Here is a 16,525-nt window from a genome sequence, read left to right as displayed (position 1 = left end):
CTGTTCGACTTTATAACAGACTACAGGAGGAAGGAGGTAGAATGAAGGCTTCAGAAAATGTAAGAAAGGAAATAACAGGGAGATTTTTCAGGAAACTCCTTTTCCTGATGACAATTATGGTCTTTATACTCACTTCCGCCAGCTTTGCACTCTCAGACGATTCTCCCTCAATTGCACAATATACTGCATATCCGCCCTTTGGCGGCAAGCTGATAAAGCCGAATGTGCTTATCAATCTGGACACCTCGATTTCCCTGAACTACTTTGCCTATGATTTTAACTGGAATGCAAGGACTTCAAGTGGTGGACGTGCAGCTATCCCGACAAGTGTAGGGTTTTATCCAAACAGAGAATATTACGGTTACTTTGATCCTTACAAATGGTATCAGTACACATCATCTGTAAGCGAGTTCGAGGCTGTTGGCAATAAGAGTACAATCAGTGACTCCAAACCTGCAGGAGCAGCGTGGTGGGACGGTAACTTCCTGAACTGGCTTACCATGAGACGGTCCGACATAATAAAGAAGGCACTTATTGGCGGAAGAACAAAGGCAAGGGCCGGTATAACCGGTGGACACCCTCATGACCTCATTGGAAAGGCGGCACACATTAAACTTGAGGGGTATGAAAAGAAAATTTGTGTTGCAGAAGACGGAAACCTCAATTCAGCAAACTATACACCTTACAGTGACTGTCCCCTGACATTCGCCTTTGATAATGCAACAGGCACGTCAACAGAGCCGATAGCTTATTTCAACGTTAATTCCACTACACATTATGTCACTGTACACAGGGGCTCAGAGCCCGGAGGGGTAATTCAGAGAGTCGGCAGCAGCGTAAGATGGGGTCTTGAACTGATAACCGACGGTACATTTGACGATAACGGCGGCGGTAATTGCAGGGGAGAGACAGGCACCTCTGGTGGGGGGGCGATAATTCCGATAGACGGTGGAACCGTAGTAGTTCCGGTTGGGTACTATGATGCAGTAAAGGATGACATAATAAACAACATCGCAAACAGTCCTTCAGCTCCCTCAACACCTCTTGCCGAATCACTCTGGACGGCAACCGGATACTTCGCTCAGGACAGCACCACCGGCAGTACTGGGCCTCGATATACTTCAAATTCTTCCGGGTCCTATACTGTAAGCGATGAAACCGATCCATTCAACTATGCACTTGATCCGGCTGCTGATACAAGATGGGTCCCCTGCGCCAGTTGCTTTGTCATTACTATCACAGATGGAGAACCGACTGCTGACCTGGAAATTCCATCTGCACTAAGAAGCTATGGTTCAGCCTATGCCGATAGTCCGGCTAATGAAAAATCAACCGGAATACCAGACTGGGCAGACACAACTACCACTGTAGACGGTGCCCTTCTCAACTATTTCTGGGACCAGGACCTCGAAGGATCACATTACATTGACAATGTTGCCTACTATGGTCATACCAATGACCTCAGAAACCTCAGTGATAAGACGAATCCCGATGGTAGTGCCGTTGTTGACAATGAAAGACAATATCTCACACATTATTTTATATATGCAACTTTTGGCAGTAACACACCTGATGGCAGAAGACTACTGAACTGGTCTTCCGGTACAGGCACCTCTCCCAATGATTATTCAAGCGGTGGTGGCGGAGCGGCAAGGAACGGCGGATTTATAGATTCGAACAGCAACAATGAGCCTGATCAGACCAGTGAGTACAACACTAACAATGATGATTTTGACGACAATTTCTATGCAGCGAAAACAGGAGATGAACTTGAGGCAGCCCTGATAAAGGCGCTGTTTAAAATTATCGAACAAACAGCATCAGGCACTGCACCCGCTCTTGCAGGTTCGAGGAACGGAGAGGGGAATATTGTTTATCAGGCATATTTTTATCCTGAAAAGACATTTCCTGAAGGTAAAAGGGACTGGATAGGTTATTTGCAGGCATTGGAGGTGGATACTGATGGCAATGTTTCGGACACCCCGTTATGGGAGGCCGGGGAGAAACTCCGGGAAAGGGAACTTTCAACCCTGCCCCGTTTAATATACACCACTACAGACGGATTGAGCCTCATTGAGTTCAAGGACGGCAATGGCCTGGATGATTATCTCAGAGCAGCAAACAGTGCAGAGGCCACAAATATAATCAAATACATTCAGGGCGAAGATATACCCGGATACAGGCCAAGGACTATTAACGGAAAGGTCTGGAAATTAGGGGACATCATTTACTCATCACCGACACCTGTCGGCTTGCCCGGCGAAAACTACGACAGGCTTTACAGGGACATCTCTTACACAGGCTTTTATCGAACATATAAAGACAGGAGGAATGTTGTCTATGTCGGCGCCAATGACGGAATGCTCCATGCCTTTAACGGAGGCAAATACAACGCAGCTACCGGCCAGTACGAAAACGGCGGGACATACCCTCCTATCGGCAAGGAACTCGCCCTCGGGGATGAACTCTGGGGATTTATACCAAAACAGCTACTTCCTCACCTTAAATGGCTTACAAATCCCAACTACACCCATGTCTACTATGTTGATCTGAAGCCCAAGGTTACCGATATCCGGATATTCTGCGATGCTACCAATTCCAGTGCAGACTGCATTAATGGACAGTCTAATGTATTACATCCTTCTGGATGGGGTACCATACTCATAGGAGGGATGAGACTCGGGGGCAAACAAATCAGCGCTGATATTAACGGAACCAACGAAACATTTTACTCTGCCTACTTTGCCCTTGATATAACTAACCCCGAGGTCCCTCCAAAACTCCTCTGGACTTTTACAGACCAGGATTCAGACGCTGATGGTGTCCCTGATCTGGGACTCGGGCTTACCATGTCATACCCGGCAGTTGCAAGGGTGAATACCGATACTAAAGATCTGTGGGTCATGATTGTCGGCTCCGGCCCCACTGAGTTTGATGCAGGCTCCAATGTAAGCAGTGACCAGACAGGCAAGGTCTTTGTAGTTGATCTTAAGACCGGCAGCCTTTTGAAGTCCTTTGACACAGGTGTCGGCAATGCCTTTATGACAGACCCCATCACCGTTGACGTCAACCTTGATTACAAGGTCGATGTTGGATATATAGGAGAGGCTTATGATGCAGGGACGGGATATAATCAGCTCAGCGGCAACATGTACAGGCTTGTTACAAAGAACAGCACCGATGTCTTCAATGAGTGGAAACTTTCAACCCTTATCTCCACCTCCGGTTATAAGCCGATAACATCCGCGCCATCCGTAGCACTCGATAAAAAAGGAAATATGTGGGTCTTTTTCGGAGCCGGCAAGTTCATTGGCTCCGATGACAAGTTAAGCAATGATGCCCAGGCATTTTACGGCATAAAAGAGATATGCCAGCCCTGGAAGGATTACGCTTGCACCGCTGCTGTCTCAGAAACAAACCTCCTTGATGTATCCGGTGTAACAGTCGATGTTGGCGCTACAAATATCACTGCAACTGGGACAACAATTTCAGGCAGTACGTGTGGTGATACAACCGCTATTGAATGGTGTGACCTCTTACATGCTATAAACACGAAGAACGGCTGGGTCATAAACTTCCCCTCTGTTGCGGGACATGAAAGTCTCAAAGGTGAGCGTTCATTCGCAAAACCTGTTGTACTCGGAGGCCTCGTCATCTTCACCTCATACATACCGGAAGAAGACCTCTGCAGTGATAGCCAGGGAAATGGATACCTCTGGGCCGTCTATTACGAAACAGGCACAGCCTATAAGGACTATGTCTTTACAGACGAGATAGCGACTGAACCTGCCACTGTTGGAAGGGAACAACAACTCGGAGAGGGTTTTGCAAGTGTCAGCGCAATGGTTACAAGGGGTGGTTCACTCAAAGCGCTTGCCCAGACCTCATTGGGAAATATCCCTGGAATCGAAATAAAAGCGCCCTTTTCATTACAGAGCGGTATCGTAGGCTTTAAAACAGGTACCTGTCAGGAAAAATAAGCTTAATCCATATCCGGGAAGACGGGGAAAAGGAGGAGAATGACTGAACGACCTGTCATTCTCCTCCTGACAACCGTTTACACAAACTATGAATCAGATTCCATAATTCTTTTTGCTGCAACAACAAACCCCCCGAAAAACAAGTAAATTTATTTTGGTATTGATTTTGCAACTCCGCCTACTGTAAACATAGCTCACACGCATATAGAGAAAACGATGGAAAAACAATTTAATTCATATTCATCACCAATCACAAACAAAAAAGGGGTTACCCTTATTGAGGTCCTTGTGGCGATTGTAATCCTGACAGTCGGCCTGACAAGCGTTGCCATGATGCAGTATATGGCAGTGGCAGGCAATGCATTCGGAAGAGAGACACAGATTGCATCGGAATTGGGCCAGGAATTATTGGAAAAGATGCGGTCTACTCCTGTCAGAGACGATACAGGTACCGTCAACAGCATATTTGTGGCCGGCACTCATCCGACACCGGAAGACGACACAATCCTGCAGAACCCTGTAGGTTCAGGAGACGCTGACTACGACCCTGTAACAAGAGCAGGAGGAATGACTTTTACCAGGATATGGTGGGTTGAGGATGATTGCAGGAGCGTGGACATAAACGACCCGATTCCCACTGCACTTCTCTGTACCCCTGCCCCTCCGGGCGCGTGTGCCGGCGGTGCCGGGATGAACAATGTAAAGGCACTTGCAGTCAGGGTATGCTGGACCGACAAAAACGGCAGCAATCATACAGTCACACTAAATGGAGTTAAATGGGATGAAACAGCAACACCATAAAAAACAATCTGAGTGCACGGGACAAAACGGCTATTCACTTGTTGAACTGCTGGTCGTTATAGTCATCAGCCTGATAATAACAGGCGCTATATATTCGTCATATATATCCCAGCAGCGTTCCTTTACTGCACAGGACCAGGTCACTGAGTTGAACTCTACATCCAGGATATCTCTCAACATAATTGCCAACGACCTCAGAGAGACAGGCTTTGGCCTGCTGGAAAACGGGGCATTCAACATAAACGGCTTCACACAGGTGCTTACCCTTACAGATAATGCCAGCGCCCCTGATCAGATTACCTTGATAGGAGCCTTCAGAAAAGCCGGGACCTTATGCAGCAATGGCAATGGTAATGCCATAAGCCCGGATGATACCACCCTCAGACTCGTACCGCCTGAAGGCAGTGAGGGGCTGGATAATATAAACACCACTGACAAGAGGAACATCAGTATAGCAGGTATCAGGTACGGAATAGTTACTTCAGGTGGCGGTGCAGAGTTCAGGATACAATTACAGGACCGTGTAGGCGAATCCTTCCCGTTGTATACTGACTTAAACGCTAACGGCAACTGTGACGACGGCGAGGGAGTGCCTGTTTACCTGATTGAGGACTACACCTATCGGGTAGTCGGAAACGAATTACAGAGGGTCAGGAGATTAAACGATCCTGACCCTGACATTGATATAATTGCTCAAAACATTGAAGATCTGCAATTTGCTTTGGTGAATAGTAATACGGTCAGGGTAAATATCCTTGCATCAACAGCACGGCCTGACCCGAATTTTCAGGGACTGGGCAACCCGCCCCAAACAATAGAAAACCGTAACCTGCCTGCCACCAATGACGCTCTGAGAAGGAGATGGTGGCAGATGGAAGTTGCTGTGAGGAACCTGTAATGAAAAATAGACAGAGGAACATAACCTCAAGTGATACATTTAAGGGAGCAGATGGGTTCATCCTGATCATCTCCCTTCTTTCCCTACTGGCTTTAACAGCTATCGGGATTCTGGCAATCTCGACATCCACGACAGAAGTCATGATTGCAGGGAACACGAGGCTCAGGGAGATTGGCCTCTCTGCTGCTGATTCAGGGATAGAGCTGACTGAGCCGATATTGAGAAATACCGATAATCTTGAATTCACAGATATTCCACAGGCTGAGCTGAGTGACAGAATGCAGGACTTAAGGGCTGAAAGAAACTGCGTATCTCAACTGAATCCCGACACTGAAAATTTTCCGGTTAGTATAGGAGGCAATAATAATGTCAGTGTTGATGTTGATTATGTCAGTGCTGGTGACCCAGGTCCTGGTTATGCACTCGAAGAAGGGGGACCACCGATTGTAAGAAAGAACTACATAATTAACGCAACAAGCAGGGGAGCATCAGGCTCTGAAACCAGAGTCGGTGCAGTGTATTTCCTCGTAGGTTGGTGTGATTAACATCCAAGAGGAGGGACCATGAAAAAATTACTCGTGATAACAACCATGTTTTTAATCCTGTTTATAACCTTCTCCCCTGCCATGGGAGAGGAGACCATAACAGGCAATCTGTCAGGATATGGAAAGGATTTTATAGTTGTAGATGGTAAAAAGATCGAACTCTGCGACGATTACAAAATATCCGAATCCATTGATGCGGAGGAAGAGGCAAGTACGGATGGCCTGATTGCTGTTGAAACAGTAACGGTCACTTTAAAAGATACATGTGCCGCAGAAATTAAGGCAATGGTTGTGAGGAACTGACATGAAATATTTAAATAAAATATGGCTTGCGATTTCAGTCTCGATAATGAGCCTTATGGTTTTTCAGGGGCAGGCATTCTCAGCATCCTGCACTGTCCCGACCCCTGGCGACTACACTTCCTATCCGCCGTTTATTGGAAGTGTTGTGAAACCCAACGTGCTTATCCTGCTCGACAACTCCGGCTCCATGTTCTTCTTTGCCTATGACTTCAACGGCTCTGATGTCAGCGAAGGTTTCGTCCCGGGAACAGCCTATTACGGTTATTTCAATCCTGAAAAATGGTACACGTATCAAAACTCAAGGTTCGATGAGACAGGAAACAAATCAGACCGTGTAAAGACATCAAGTGAGTGGGACGGTAATTTCCTGAACTGGCTCACAATGAGAAGAGTCGATATTGCCAGAAAGGTTCTTGTAGGGGGAAAGGCCGTTTCAAGGTCAGGACAGGGAAACCCCCACGACCTCTTTAGTGAACAGGCTGATTATGATGGCAGGGGATACCTGAAACGGTACAGCGATGCCGGGGATTATACTCCCTACGGCGGGGAGAGATGTTTCAGGTTCAACCGGGGGTCAAGCAGTGTTTCAAAATTCGGGGTCGGCCCCTCCGACGGAGATTGCTCTTACAGTAAACTGGTCACTAACGGCTATGTATTTAATGTCAAGGTACATCTGTCCGACGAGCCCCTCGGGGTTTTACAAACACTGCAGGACAAGGTGAGGTGGGGACTTGAGTTCTTTAACACCTCGCAGGGCGGACGCATAAAGACCGAGATCGATGACGGTCTTCCAAGCAGCATGATCACTGCCATAGAGAATGAGCGTCCAAGCACATGGACGCCCTTGGCCGAGGCGCTCTGGACCGCAACAGGGTATTTTGCCCAGGACAGCACAACCGGTGATACCGGCCCGAGATATTATACATCCAACAGCAAGTCATACAGAGTGGGCGCTACTGCAGACCCGTTTAATTTTGGCACGGGAACAGGTGCACAGGCAGATTATGTCTGGTGTGCAAAGAGTTTTGTCCTTGTTATTACAGATGGAGAGCCGACATATGACTTGATGTTACCATCAGGAATAGAGGGATATTATCCGGACTATACAGACGGATCAGCCCCGGTACCCCCGTGGGCCGGGCCGGATTATTTCTGGTCATCAAAGGGTTCACACTACATAGACGACATTGCCCTCTGGGGCCGTACTGATGTCTCAAACGGTAAGTACAGGGATCTGAGACCCGACCTGGAAGGAGACCAGTATATTACATCATATTTCGTATATGCAGCCTTCAGCGGGGGATCCCCTGACGGCCGCCAGCTTCTGAAACAGGCGGCAAAAAACGGCGGGTTCGAAGACCTGAACGGAAACTTCCTCCCGGATATTCCCGAGGAGTATGACAAAAACGGAGATGGAGACCCTGACAATTATTTTGAGGCCCAGGAAGGATATGCCCTTGAAAATGCCCTTATTAATGCACTCACCGGTATACTTAGCCGCGTCCTTTCAGGAACTGCGGTAAGCGTGCTTACAACAACAGGCGAAGGTGAAGGTGCGGTTTACCAGGCTTATTTCTATCCATCAAAGATGGAGGGACTCAATGAGGTAAAGTGGCTTGGCTATCTACAGGGGTTATCGATTGATGCTTATGGAAATCTGAGAGAAGATACGAATGGAAACAAGAGCCTTGATCTCGGAACAGATTTAATAATACGGACATGGTTTAATGAGACAGAAAAGAAGGTTATGGTAGACCGGTTTAGCGATGCAGATGAAAACGGCTTTTTTGACTGCATTGACTCGGATGGTGACGGCAGGATCAATACCGATACCTGCACCAACGACCTGAAAGTTGACTCTATAGAGTTTAATGATATAACCCCGTTGTGGGAGGCGGGAATGCTTCTCTTTGAAAGAGACCCTGCTGACAGGAAAATCTACACCACAGAGGACGGCTCAACACTCCTTACAAACGGCTTCTCTGCATCCAACGCCTCCACCCTAAGGCCGTTCCTGAGGGCGGCAGACAACACAGAGGCAGAAAATATTATCAACTGGATACGTGGAGACGACCTCAACGGCGTAACCGACTCCGGCCATCCTGACGGATACAGGTCACGGACACGCACCATTGACGGGAACACCGCAACGTGGAAGTTAGGGGATATAATCTATTCTACACCTACAAGTGTGGCACGGCCCAACGAGAAGTTTTATATTTATGACAATACATATGCAGCATTCAGGAATAAATACTATAACCGGAGGACGGTTGTCTATGCAGGTGCCAATGACGGTATGCTCCATGCGTTTAACGGAGGGTTTTATGACCTGCAAAACGACGCCGGTGAGAATATCAATAAATTCTGTATTGGTGGTGACGGCAACAGCGACGGAATCATCAGCGATTCGGAATGCTCATCAGGCACTTACAATCTTGGCGAAGAACTATGGTCATTTATCCCAAGGGACCTGCTGCCCCAGCTAAAGTGGCTCACTGATCCTGACTATACTCATGTCTATTACGTGGATCTGAAACCAAGGATTGCCGATGTCAGGATTTTTGACCCTACTGACGATGCCCATCCCGGCGGATGGGGTACAATCCTTATAGGCGGAATGCGATATGGAGGCAAGCCTATATGTGTAACAGACGATTTTGGATCAGGCACGGAAAACAGGACCTTCAGGTCAACATATTTTGCGCTGGATATCACTGACCCTGAAAAGGAACCAACGCTCCTGTGGACGTTCACCGATGACAACCTCGGCTTTACTTCCGTCTATCCCGCTATCGTGAAAGTAGGCGCTGATAAATGGTTCACCGTCTTCGGCTCGGGGCCGACAACAAATGTCAAATGTTCCCGCAGCACCAAAGGCTCAGTCTATATCCTTGATTTAACAGGGACATACGGCGTGGTTTCCGACTGGAATCTCTCAAACAACTACTGGAAAAAAATCCCTTCAGGGAATAACAATTCCTTTATGGCAGACGCCATTTCAGTAGATGTAAACAACGATCAAACTTCCGACGTGGTTTATATCGGCACGGCATATGAACAGGGAAACGCGTGGCAGGGGAAGATGTTAAGGCTGGTAACACAAAATAGCTCGGATCCCGCTACCTGGAACCTCTCAACACTTTATAACCCGGGTAGACCTGTGACAGCTTCACCCTCTGCATCACTGGATGGAGACGGCAACCTGTGGGTATTCTTCGGCACCGGCAAATTCCTTGACCAGTCAGACAAGGAAAACACCGACCAGCAGGCTTTTTACGGAATAAAGGACATCTGTAAACCCTGGATCTCCGACAATTACTCATGTACCGATACTGTCTCCCTGGGAAACCTGCTCAATGTAAGCAGTGCTGTTGTCTCTGTAGGAGGCGGCACCATAGCAGGGGTTTCAGGTGCTTCCAACTGGACGGAACTAATCAGTAAAATTAACTCATCCGATGGGTGGTATATAGACTTCCCGATCTCCGGAGAGAGGAACTTTGTAAAACCCCTGGTCATGGGAGGTCTCGTTGCCTGGGCAACTTACCTGCCTGACACCAATCTGTGTTCTCCTGAAGGAGAGAGCAATGTTTACGTTGTATATTATGAGACAGGAACCGCCTTCAGAAGTCATGTATTTGTGGAAGACAAGGGAACCGGCAAGCCCACTGTTGACAGGAGAAAGGACATAGGCAGGGGCGCACCGTCGAGCATAGTTGGAATGATAACCAAAAAAGGTACCATTAAAGGTTTTGCACAGACGTCAACAGGCGAGATTAAAGAGTTTGAACTTGACGCTCCGATTAAGCCTTACAACTATATACAGCGCTTCAAAAGAGGCGGAATTCGGTAGCATAAAGTGGCTTCAACCCCAAACCTCCTCCTTATAAAACCCCTCCCTTCATAGGGGGGAGGGGTTCTTTTTTTATCTTATTTCCCGGTATTAACAATCTCAAGGAAAGAGAAAAAATAGCCAATCTCATACTTTGCGGACTCCGGGGAGTCAGAGCCATGGACTATATTCCTCTCTATATCAGATGCCAAATCTGCCCTTATCGTCCCCTGGTCAGCCTCTTTTGGGTTTGTAGCTCCCATGATGCCCCTCACCTTTGATATGGCATCCTCACCCTCCAGTACCATCACAACAATGGGCCCTTCAGACATGAAATCAGTAAGGCTCTCATAAAACGGTCTCTCCTTATGGACTATATAAAAACCCTTTGCCTCATCCCTGCTCATCCTTATCATCTTGAGAGCTGCAACCCTTAATCCGTTTTTCTCAAATCTGCCAACCACATCTCCAATGAAATTATTCTTGACCCCATCAGGCTTAACAATTGAAAGCGTCCTCTCCATATACCAATTCCTCCTCATTTTTTCGTTAGCCACAGATTCTTACAGACATAAAACGTTTATTATAAATACTGATTTTTTTCACGCAGAGAGCGCGGAGTTCGCAGAGAAATAATCAATACTCAATCGAAAATGGTCAATCGTCAATCATCAATCCTATCTTCTCAATAAGTCCCTTTACAGCCTGAACCGATCTTTCAAAAAAAGCCTTCTCATCCGCTTCAAGCTGAAGCTCTATAATCCTCTCTACACCCTTAGAGCCAAGAACAACAGGCACACCTGCATACAGGCCGTCAATTCCGTATTCACCGTTTAGACGGACTGCTGCCGGCACCACCCTCTTCTCGTCAAGCAGTATAGCCCTGACCATCTGGAAGGCAGAGGCTGCCGGTGCATAATACGCACTCCCGGTTTTAAGGAGCGCAACTATCTCTGCACCACCGTTTCTTGTTCTCTCACTCAATGATTCGATCTTCACGGCAGGGAGCAGGTCTGTTATCGGCACCCCCCTTACCGTAGTATACCTCGGCATGGGAACCATCTGGTCCCCGTGACCACCCAATACAAGTGCCTCAACATCCTGAGGCGAAACACCCAATTCTTCTGCAACAAAAGTCCTGAACCTTGCCGAATCAAGGACACCACCCATTCCCATAACCCTCTCAGCAGGGAAACCGGTCGTTGCCCGGCATAACTGGGCCATTACATCCATAGGGTTTGTCACAACAACGACAATGCTCCCAGGACAATATTCTGCAATCCCCTTACTGACAGTCCTGACAACACCGGCATTTATATTCAAAAGGTCATCCCTTGACATGCCGGGCTTTCTTGCCGCCCCTGCAGTAATTACGACTATATGAGAGCCGGCAATATCCTTTAAATCGTTTACTCCCCTTATATTAACGCTGACATCCCACAACGGAGATGCCTCCATCATGTCCAGGGCCTTGCCCTGAGGCATCCCCTCAACAATATCATACAGAACAACATCAGACAGGCCCGACTGCACAATAAGCTGTGCAAGCGTAGCTCCCACATTTCCAGCCCCTATAACTGTAACCAATTTTCTCATTCTCTATCTACCCGGAATATTTATCATTTGTCATTTGCTATTTTTCATTTACTATTGAAAGAACAAACAACCGACAGAAAAAAATGATAAATGATAAATGGAATATTATATATGTTCTGTGTCTCTGTGTTTACAACTTCCTGTACATTTCACCGTGCCATTTTCTCAATAATTGCATCCGCCACCTCTGAGGTCCCGACAGCAGTGGGGTCATCAGCAGCAGGTTTCATATCATAGGTCACGCTCCTGCCTTCCTCTATAATCTCAGCAACGGCCGTCTCAAGCCGCACGGCAGCCTCACGCTCGCCTATATGCCTGAGCAGCATCACTCCTGAGAGGATCATGGCAAGGGGATTTACCTTGTTCAGTCCCTTATATTTGGGTGCACTGCCATGGGTTGGCTCAAAAACCGCTATATCCTTACCTATATTGGCCCCGGGCGCAAGACCCAGTCCCCCGATAAGACCGGCGGCAAGATCTGAAACGATATCCCCGTAAAGGTTCGGCAGGACAAGGACATCATATAATTCAGGTTTCTGAACAAGCTGCATACACATATTGTCAATAATCCTGTCCTCAAACCCGATATCCGGGTAATCTGCCGCGACCTCTCTTGCCACATCAAGAAAAAGCCCGTCAGAGAATTTCATAATATTCGCCTTGTGCACAGCAGTAACCTTTTTCCTTCCATTGGCCCTGGCATACTCAAAGGCAAACCTCACTATTCTCTCCGTACCAAACACGGATATAGGCTTGATACTTATCCCGGAATCTTCCCTTATCCGCTTCTGAGCGGCCTTCTCAATGTAGTCGATCAACCCCAATGCCTCCTGAGAACCCTTGGCAAACTCGATGCCGGCATAGAGGTCTTCGGTGTTTTCTCTTACGACTACAAGGTTTAGCCCTTCGAATTTGGTCCGTGCACCCTTAAAAGCCCTGCAGGGCCTCAGACATGCATAGAGGTCTAGGGTCTGTCTCAATGTAACATTGACACTCCTGAACCCCTTGCCGACAGGTGTGGTAACAGGCCCCTTGATGGCAACCCTGTTCTTTCTTATAGATTCAATAACACGATCGGGAAGGGGAGTTCCCTCGCTCTGATAAACATCCTCACCAGCCTCCTGCACATCCCACTCTATAGGAACACCGGTTGCCTCTATAACCCTGACAGTAGCCTCTGTTATCTCAGGTCCAACTCCATCACCCGGAATAAGTGTTATCCTGTGCATCAGAAGTTCACCGTCAGAATTTTCTTGACCACGTCAGGATAGGAAGCAATAAACCTCAACTCATCATCAGTCAGTGGTTTCTGGGTATGGAGGTTTGCATACTGTACCAGCTCGAGTACCCTCCTTGCCTCTTCATCGCTTTTAAAATGGATACCCAGCCCGTCATAGACATGGCGGAAGCCTTTGACTCCACCATAGGCCCCTGTAGTAATCACTCTACCTGACTGAAGCAGGTCAGGCTCTCCCCTGCCGACATCTTCAGGGTCATAGAGCTCATAATTACGCCTGTCCTTCAATGCACCGTCAGCATGAATACCGGACTCATGGGCAAAGGCATTGGCGCCAACACCGGCCTGTGTAATCGGTATGGGTATGTTAAAGGCATAGGAGGCATACTTTGCTATCCTCCAGGCCATCTTCAGATTGACCCGTTCGTCAAGGGGCGCCCTCTCCCTGAGACCCGTTGAGAACTTCAATGCCAGCATGGTGGATACCAGGTCGGCATTGCCGGCCCTCTCTCCATAACCGTTTATTGTAGTGTTTATGTAAGTATGCATACCGCTCTCTATCGCTGCCCTTGCCCCTGCAACGGAGACAGCCTCGGCCATACCAAGGTCATTATGACAGTGCATCTCTATCGGAAACTTTGTGGCAGCAGAAAGGGCATTAATCCGCTCATAAATCGTTATGGGGTCATCTGCGCCAAGGGTATCACAGTAACGGAACCTGTCAGCCCCAGCCTCCTTACCGGCAATGACAAATTCTATAAGACGCTCCAGCTCCGTCCTTGAAGCATCCTCTGCATTAATACCGACTGTCTCGGCACCAAGGGCCTTTGCAGTCTTCAAGGCCTCAATCGTTGTCTTCAGAAGGTCCTTAAAAACCTTTCTCCCCTGAAATTTTCCCTGTATCATTATCTCGGAAGTCGAGATCGAGATATTTATATGTTTCAGTCCGGGACAGTTTTTGAAAGAGAGTTCCACGTCCTCAGGAACAGCCCTGCACCATCCCTCAAGGTGGAGGGTCTTTATCCGTCCCAGACGTGCGAGCTCTATGTTAGCATTGATATAGTTTATCTCATGTTTCAGGGTTGGAAAACCAACCTCGCTCTGATAAACTCCCATCTCGTCAAGATAGAGGTTTATCATGGTCTTTGAAAGTTTTGGAAGCAAAATCCTCGATGTCTGAACACCATCGCGGTTGGTGACATCAATCAGGTAAACCTTTCCTTTTTCAGTCATATATATATCTCCCTCTTTAATATTTATTTTTTTGTTTCTTGTGTAAATCCTCGAATTTATGAGACCCTGAAACAAGTTCAGGGTGACAAATAGAGACGTTTCACGAAATTATTTGGTTACTGCCGGGAAATCAGCGAACCCACATCAGGAGGTACTTTAACACAGTCTCTTGTCCATTCTCCGGATTGAATATAAATTATACAATATTTCTTTTCTTGACTTCAATGCTTTTGGTTATTTATGATAATTTCCAGTGTCGTTGTCTATAAACCTCAAAATGACACCAGAAACAGAACACTAAAAAATATTATGTCTTCAATGAAAATTGCCATTGCTTGTGACCACGCTGGTCTGGAACTAAAGGAAAGCATTAAAACACTGCTCCAGAGATTCGGGATAGATACCCGGGATTATGGAACAGGTGATAACTGCTCTGTTGATTACCCTGATTATGGTGAAAGGGTATCAGATGCTGTCGCTTCAGGAGAGATTGAAAGGGGCATCCTGATATGCGGCACAGGACTCGGCATGTCAATTGTAGCCAATAAATTTCCGGGTGTCCGTGCAACACTCTGCCACAACCCCCTTACTGCCAGGATGGGCCGTCTTCATAATGATTCAAATGTTCTTGTCCTTGGTGCAAAAATAATAGATGATGAGATTGCTGCGGAGATAGTAAAGATATGGCTTGAAACCCCTTTTGAAGGACAGAGGCATTCAAGGAGACTTGAAAAGATTTCAAAAATAGAAACAAAACTCAACGAAGGAAACAAAGAGTGATGAAGGAGCAGAGATGAGTCTTGAATCATTGAAAATTGTTGACCCCGCTGTCTATGATGCAGTTATTAACGAGACAGAGAGAGAAAAAAACAAGATACTTCTTATTGCCTCGGAAAACTATGCCTCACAGGCAGTCCTTGAAGCTCAGGGTTCTGTATTCACAAACAAATACGCTGAGGGATATCCTGGAAGACGCTATTATGGAGGCTGCGAATTTGCCGATCAGGTTGAGGACCTCGCAATTCAGAGGGCGAGGGAGCTCTTTGGAGCTGAGCACATTAATGTACAGCCCCACTCAGGGACACAGGCCAATATGGCCGTCTACTTCTCTGTCCTTAAGCCTGGAGATACTGTACTTGGAATGAGCCTGAACCATGGAGGGCACCTCTCTCACGGAGCCTCTGTAAATTTTTCAGGTTTTTTATACAATCCGGTAACCTACGGAGTAAATAAAGACGGCTATATTGGTATGGATGAAGTCAGGGACATTGCAAGGAAGCATCGTCCGGGACTTATAATTACAGGGGCAAGCGCATACTCAAGGACTATTGATTTCAGGGCATTTGCCGACATAGCCAGCGAGGTAGGCGCCTACCTGCTTGCTGATATTGCCCACATTGCCGGACTTATTGCCGCCGGAGTACATCCCTCACCATTTCCCTACTCGGATTTTGTCACAACAACCACCCACAAGACCCTCAGGGGGCCCCGTGGTGGGATGATTATGTGCAAGTCGGAGTTTGGAAAAAAAATAGATAAAATGATATTTCCAGGTACGCAGGGCGGCCCTCTTGTCCATGTCATTGCTGCAAAGGCGGTTGCCTTTAAAGAGGCACTGACCGGGGAGTTTAAAAGCTATCAGAGAAGAGTCGTTGACAACGCCAAAAGGCTCTCTGCAGAGCTTGTTCAAAGGGGTTTTGATATAGTCTCGGGCGGAACCGACAACCACCTGATGCTTGTTGACCTTACAGGGAAGGGCATCACAGGCAAGGAAGCCGAGACAAGCCTTGATATAGCCGGAATAACCGTGAATAAAAACTCGATACCCTATGATGAAAAACCACCTACAATAACCAGTGGAATAAGGCTTGGCTCCCCTTGTGTAACTACCAGGGGAATGGCTGAGGAAGAGATGGCAGAGATTGCCGCGATTATTGATGAGGTTATTAATAATTCAAAGAATGAGGAGGAGCTTAGGGTCTTGAAGGAACGTGTGCTTACCCTCTGTAACAAGTTCCCCATTTACTGAAATGATGATAGATAACTACCTTGGTATAAATAACACAGAGACACTGAGACACTGAGATTTCAACAAAATTC

The 16,525-nt window shown here is 47.2% G+C and carries 12 protein-coding genes; 8 read left to right on the top strand and 4 right to left on the bottom strand.

The features are described 5' to 3' along the window. Window positions 1-41 precede the first annotated feature (41 nt). The 6 genes from VST71_12360 to VST71_12335 all read left to right on the top strand — a co-directional run bounded on the left by VST71_12360 (window position 42) and on the right by VST71_12335 (window position 10,380). The gene (locus VST71_12360; GenBank protein ID MEC4686511.1) at window positions 42-3,980 is read left to right on the top strand and encodes a PilC/PilY family type IV pilus protein; all 3,939 of its coding nucleotides are present in this window, start codon (window positions 42-44) and stop codon (window positions 3,978-3,980) included. A 216-nt stretch (window positions 3,981-4,196) separates the two neighbouring features. Further along, the gene (gene pilV, locus VST71_12355; GenBank protein ID MEC4686510.1) at window positions 4,197-4,781 is read left to right on the top strand and encodes a type IV pilus modification protein PilV; all 585 of its coding nucleotides are present in this window, start codon (window positions 4,197-4,199) and stop codon (window positions 4,779-4,781) included. Further along, on the top strand, window positions 4,762-5,679 hold the full coding sequence (locus tag VST71_12350) for a prepilin-type N-terminal cleavage/methylation domain-containing protein (protein ID MEC4686509.1): 918 nt from the start codon (window positions 4,762-4,764) through the stop codon (window positions 5,677-5,679). Before pilV ends, VST71_12350 begins: the two co-directional genes overlap by 20 nt. After that, the gene (locus VST71_12345; protein MEC4686508.1) at window positions 5,679-6,224 is read left to right on the top strand and encodes a PilX N-terminal domain-containing pilus assembly protein; all 546 of its coding nucleotides are present in this window, start codon (window positions 5,679-5,681) and stop codon (window positions 6,222-6,224) included. Before VST71_12350 ends, VST71_12345 begins: the two co-directional genes overlap by 1 nt. A gap of 18 nt (window positions 6,225-6,242) precedes the next feature. Further along, window positions 6,243-6,527 (top strand): hypothetical protein, encoded by a 285-nt coding sequence (locus tag VST71_12340; protein ID MEC4686507.1) that lies wholly within the window; start codon window positions 6,243-6,245, stop codon window positions 6,525-6,527. A 1-nt stretch (window position 6,528) separates the two neighbouring features. Beyond that, window positions 6,529-10,380: a PilC/PilY family type IV pilus protein gene (locus tag VST71_12335; protein ID MEC4686506.1), complete on the top strand. Its 3,852-nt coding sequence runs from the start codon at window positions 6,529-6,531 to the stop codon at window positions 10,378-10,380. A gap of 77 nt (window positions 10,381-10,457) precedes the next feature. Here VST71_12335 and ndk read toward each other — a convergent pair whose 3' ends face one another. The 4 genes from ndk to VST71_12315 all read right to left on the bottom strand — a co-directional run bounded on the left by ndk (window position 10,458) and on the right by VST71_12315 (window position 14,425). Further along, a complete protein-coding gene (gene ndk, locus VST71_12330; protein ID MEC4686505.1) occupies window positions 10,458-10,883 on the bottom strand; it encodes a nucleoside-diphosphate kinase in 426 nt (141 codons plus the stop codon). A 133-nt stretch (window positions 10,884-11,016) separates the two neighbouring features. Further along, on the bottom strand, window positions 11,017-11,955 hold the full coding sequence (gene mdh / locus VST71_12325) for a malate dehydrogenase (GenBank protein ID MEC4686504.1): 939 nt from the start codon (window positions 11,953-11,955) through the stop codon (window positions 11,017-11,019). Between the two features lie 149 nt (window positions 11,956-12,104). After that, the gene (locus VST71_12320; GenBank protein ID MEC4686503.1) at window positions 12,105-13,187 is read right to left on the bottom strand and encodes an isocitrate/isopropylmalate dehydrogenase family protein; all 1,083 of its coding nucleotides are present in this window, start codon (window positions 13,185-13,187) and stop codon (window positions 12,105-12,107) included. Next, window positions 13,184-14,425, bottom strand: a complete 1,242-nt coding sequence (locus VST71_12315; protein MEC4686502.1) for a homocitrate synthase — start codon at window positions 14,423-14,425, stop codon at window positions 13,184-13,186. Before VST71_12315 ends, VST71_12320 begins: the two co-directional genes overlap by 4 nt. 318 nt (window positions 14,426-14,743) lie before the next feature. Between VST71_12315 and rpiB the strand changes: the two genes are divergently transcribed. Both rpiB and glyA read left to right on the top strand, forming a co-directional pair. Beyond that, on the top strand, window positions 14,744-15,205 hold the full coding sequence (gene rpiB / locus VST71_12310; protein ID MEC4686501.1) for a ribose 5-phosphate isomerase B: 462 nt from the start codon (window positions 14,744-14,746) through the stop codon (window positions 15,203-15,205). A gap of 13 nt (window positions 15,206-15,218) precedes the next feature. Beyond that, window positions 15,219-16,454, top strand: coding sequence for a serine hydroxymethyltransferase (glyA, locus tag VST71_12305; GenBank protein MEC4686500.1), 1,236 nt, complete (start codon window positions 15,219-15,221; stop codon window positions 16,452-16,454). The last annotated feature ends 71 nt before the right edge of the window (window positions 16,455-16,525 follow it).

It is taken from the genome of Nitrospirota bacterium, from assembly GCA_035873375.1.
Lineage (GTDB): Bacteria > Nitrospirota > Thermodesulfovibrionia > Thermodesulfovibrionales > JdFR-85 > BMS3Bbin07.
The sequence above is the reverse complement of the archived record's forward strand: the minus strand, read 5'-3'. Positions and strand labels throughout refer to the sequence as shown.

Excerpts from the sequence above, each read along its gene's own strand:
- VST71_12335 (MEC4686506.1), top strand. The coding sequence starts at position 6,529 with ATGAAATATTTAAATAAAATATGGCTTGCGATTTCAGTCTCGATAATG.
- VST71_12340 (MEC4686507.1), top strand. The coding sequence starts at position 6,243 with ATGAAAAAATTACTCGTGATAACAACCATGTTTTTAATCCTGTTTATA.
- glyA (MEC4686500.1), top strand. The coding sequence starts at position 15,219 with ATGAGTCTTGAATCATTGAAAATTGTTGACCCCGCTGTCTATGATGCA.
- VST71_12345 (MEC4686508.1), top strand. The coding sequence starts at position 5,679 with ATGAAAAATAGACAGAGGAACATAACCTCAAGTGATACATTTAAGGGA.
- ndk (MEC4686505.1), bottom strand. The coding sequence starts at position 10,883 with ATGGAGAGGACGCTTTCAATTGTTAAGCCTGATGGGGTCAAGAATAAT.
- mdh (MEC4686504.1), bottom strand. The coding sequence starts at position 11,955 with ATGAGAAAATTGGTTACAGTTATAGGGGCTGGAAATGTGGGAGCTACG.
- rpiB (MEC4686501.1), top strand. The coding sequence starts at position 14,744 with ATGAAAATTGCCATTGCTTGTGACCACGCTGGTCTGGAACTAAAGGAA.
- VST71_12350 (MEC4686509.1), top strand. The coding sequence starts at position 4,762 with ATGAAACAGCAACACCATAAAAAACAATCTGAGTGCACGGGACAAAAC.
- VST71_12315 (MEC4686502.1), bottom strand. The coding sequence starts at position 14,425 with ATGACTGAAAAAGGAAAGGTTTACCTGATTGATGTCACCAACCGCGAT.
- VST71_12360 (MEC4686511.1), top strand. The coding sequence starts at position 42 with ATGAAGGCTTCAGAAAATGTAAGAAAGGAAATAACAGGGAGATTTTTC.
- pilV (MEC4686510.1), top strand. The coding sequence starts at position 4,197 with ATGGAAAAACAATTTAATTCATATTCATCACCAATCACAAACAAAAAA.